Source organism: Intestinibacter sp. (assembly GCF_051866655.1).
GTDB lineage: Bacteria > Bacillota > Clostridia > Peptostreptococcales > Peptostreptococcaceae > Intestinibacter.
In genome coordinates this window covers 1-3,350 of sequence record NZ_JBJDXL010000352.1, presented here as the reverse complement: position 1 = coordinate 3,350, position 3,350 = coordinate 1, and the positions used below count along the sequence as shown (strand labels likewise).

Genomic DNA, 3,350 nt, shown 5'->3' with positions numbered 1-3,350 from the left:
ATTATCAAAAAATGATAAAGTAGGCATAATATCTATAAATAATGGATGGGCTAAGATTAAATACAACGGTTCATACGGATATGTTTCTAATAAATATTTATCAGAAAACAAAGTAGAAGAATCTAGCTCTAATACATCTACTAAAAGCCAAAAAATAGCAACAATAATAAGCACTGCAAAATCTAAATTAGGCTGCAAATATGTAAGAGGTTCTGAAGGTCCTAGCACTTTTGACTGTACAGGTCTTACTTATTACTTATACAAACAAGTAGGTATAACTATACCAAGAGGAACTGCTGATCAAAAGAATGTTGGTACTTATGTTTCTAAAAGCAATTTACAACCTGGAGATTTAGTATTCTTAGATACTAAAGGTAATGATGGAATCATAGATCACGCATCTATATACATAGGAAACAACACTATAATCCATGCCAATTCTGTTGCAGGAAAGGTATGTACAGCTGACCTTACTACAAATTACTATAAAAATGCTTACGTTTCTGCAAGAAGAGTATTAGATTAATAATCGAATATCAGAGACCGATATAAAATGTCGGTCTCTTTTTAATTTACAAAAACACAGATTAAATATATGAAAGTATACTTATCTTAGTTTCTTCATTTAAAGTAGTAAATCTAGATAAATTCTCACTTTCAGAATTAGTTAAAAACTGCATATAAAGTATGAGTTCTTTGATATCCTCACTCTCTGGTGTATTGTAATATGAAAAGTACAAATTTTTTAGATATTTTAAATAGCATTTATTTATCCTCAAATGTACATAGCCCTTTTCTTCCTTCTCTAACGCACGGCCGAGTAATTGCTGTAATCGTCTATACGCATACTCATATTCTTTATTTATAAATAAATCTAAAAAGCCCTCATCTATAGCCCTTTTAATATTGATTATTTTATCTTTAGTAAAAATCAAATTAAGATAATAATTATTTCGGCTGTACTTATATTGATAAAAATCAACTATACTTGCCATATAAACACTCCTTACCTATAATTTTCTTATTTACTATTATTTTCAAATTATATGAATTTAATACATAAAATATATTTATTTTTTAAAATTTTTTCATGAAAAAAGACTGGATTTCTCCAGCCTATTTTTCGAATCATTATAATACTCTTTTAGCTCTTACAAATGCATTGTTGTAGTAATTAGAAAAATCAGATATAACTACCTTCTCTTTAGATGAAGACGAGTGTATAAATTGATTAGAGCCTATATATATCCCAACATGAGATACATTGCCGTCATTTTCTCCACTTGTATCGAAAAACACTAGATCTCCAACCTTTAAATTACTCTTGCTTACAGTAGTACCGTAGTTACTCTGCTCTTTAGATGTTCTCGGTAAGCTTATATTCGCCGAATTTTTAAATACATAATATGTAAATCCAGAACAATCAAAGCTATTTGGTCCTTCAGCACCCCACACATAAGGCTTACCTAACTGTGCCTTTGCAAAAGATATTAATTTATCAACTTTTGCTGAAGAATCACTAGTATTAGATGAATCAGTCGATGATGAAGATCCCTTCGTATCACTTAAATATTTAGATGATACATATCCTACTGTTGAACCTACCTGTATTTTAGACCAGCCACCATTCGTAGATATAACTTCAACCTGTGTATCTCTAGGTATAGATTTTATTATTGAATAATCTGTTCCTGGACCTTTTCTAACGTTTAATGATGAACAATTGACGTATTTCTTTACAGTCGATGTAGAACTTTCGCTTAAATACTTGCTGTATACATATCCTGTAGTAGTTCCTACCTTTATCTTAGACCAGCTTCCAACTACAGCAATTTCCTCTACTTGAGTTCCATTAGGTATTGTCTTTATTATGCTGTAATTTGTTCCTGCTCCACTTCTTACATTTAATGCTGAGCAATTTACGTATTTTGTTTTTGTCTCTATTTCTGAAATATATTTAGAATAAATATAGCCTGTTTGATTGTTGTATTTTGCCTTTGTCCATGAATTCGATGTACTTATGTACTCCACCTTGTCGCCTTTATTGAGCTTAGCTAAAGACTCATAGCTCGTAGATGGTCCTTTTCTAAAGTTTACAGAGTTTCCATTTACAACTCGGTATTCAATTGTGTTTGCATATGCTATTTGATTTTGATTTGTTAAAAAGCTACTCACTGGCAACAATGCTGCCGAAACTAATACAGTAGCTATAATATTTTTGTTAATAAAATTCATATTTTTCAAATGTAATATCGTTTAATATTATTAGATATTACAAATCCTCAACTCCTCTCCAATATTATAATTTTTTTTAAATTTAATTTTATTCACTCAAGATATTATTATAACTTTTATATTTTGTCCACCAAAATGGCTAAATAACTTTATTTACCATGTATATTTTCCATTTTTTTGTTTAGACTTTAGTAAAGTATTTTTTACGCGTAAAACAATTTATCCTAATCAAAAAACAATAAATCTTTATCGAAAAACAATAAATTCATATTGTTTTTTAGTAAGTAAGGTGATATTATATATATTAATAAATTATATTTTAAAAGGAGAAATTAAAAATGAAAAAACTTTTAACTTTAATACCATTTTGCTTATTTGCTATATGCCTTATAGCATATAGCATTATCGGCTCTAGAGTATTAGCCGATGGAACTTTAGATGAACCATTTTTCTTAATTCCAATCGCTTGGTTGTTCTTTCTTATAGGAATTCTTATGGTCGTAGTCCAATTAATTTTATGTTTAAAAAACAAGTTTTCTCCAAAGACATTTTAACATACAAATAGAGCTATTATATGAGTTTTTAGACTCGCATAATAGCTCTATATTTTTCTATTTCTTTCCTGTACTTCCTATTCCGCCTCTGTCTTCAGCTTCCATCTCTTCGACTTCTTTGAAAACTAGAGTAGGTTGATTTTTTTCTATTCTAAATTGACATATTCTATCGTTAAATTCTATCTTAGTATCTCTAAGTGCATATGCTGGCATATACCACCAATCATTAGGTCCGCAGTAAGAGTTGTCTACTATACCGCAGTGGTTAGTTTGGATTATACCGAAGTTTTTAAAAGTACTACTTCTAGGTACTATATGAGCTTCGTATCCTTTTGGCAGCTGCATAGCCACACCTAATGGTATTAACTTGAATTCTCCAGCCTTTAATTCAACATCCTCGGCAGCTCTTAGGTCTATCCAGTCTGACTTTCCATCTATATATTCCAATCTCTTTATCTGATCGTTAAGATATTTTATTTTGATTTCTTCCATGCTATCTCTCCTTTTATTTTGACTAAATAATATTATAAATAAATTCAAAGTCCACTTCAAGGCATAAAA

The 3,350-nt window shown here is 29.7% G+C and carries 5 protein-coding genes; 2 read left to right on the top strand and 3 right to left on the bottom strand.

Annotated elements, in window-relative coordinates; translation table 11 throughout:
* Nucleotides 1-526 (top strand): C40 family peptidase (locus ACI3VO_RS10565; RefSeq protein ID WP_439757887.1); only part of this gene is annotated, 526 nt, incomplete at its 5' end.
* Between the two features lie 61 nt (nt 527-587).
* Here the strand turns inward: ACI3VO_RS10565 and ACI3VO_RS10560 are convergent.
* Together ACI3VO_RS10560 and ACI3VO_RS10555 are read right to left on the bottom strand one after the other, a co-directional pair.
* The gene (locus ACI3VO_RS10560; protein ID WP_439757886.1) at nt 588-995 is read right to left on the bottom strand and encodes a hypothetical protein; all 408 of its coding nucleotides are present in this window, start codon (nt 993-995) and stop codon (nt 588-590) included.
* Between the two features lie 136 nt (nt 996-1,131).
* Entirely contained in the window at nt 1,132-2,235 is a 1,104-nt protein-coding gene (locus ACI3VO_RS10555) for a C40 family peptidase (RefSeq protein ID WP_439757885.1), read from the bottom strand.
* 338 nt (nt 2,236-2,573) lie between these two features.
* Between ACI3VO_RS10555 and ACI3VO_RS10550 the strand changes: the two genes are divergently transcribed.
* Nucleotides 2,574-2,789, top strand: coding sequence for a DUF3955 domain-containing protein (locus ACI3VO_RS10550; protein ID WP_439757884.1), 216 nt, complete (start codon nt 2,574-2,576; stop codon nt 2,787-2,789).
* A 57-nt stretch (nt 2,790-2,846) separates the two neighbouring features.
* On the opposite strand, the gene ACI3VO_RS10545 is transcribed toward ACI3VO_RS10550, so the two are convergent.
* On the bottom strand, nt 2,847-3,281 hold the full coding sequence (locus ACI3VO_RS10545; protein WP_439757883.1) for a dUTP diphosphatase: 435 nt from the start codon (nt 3,279-3,281) through the stop codon (nt 2,847-2,849).
* Nucleotides 3,282-3,350: the final 69 nt, after the last annotated feature.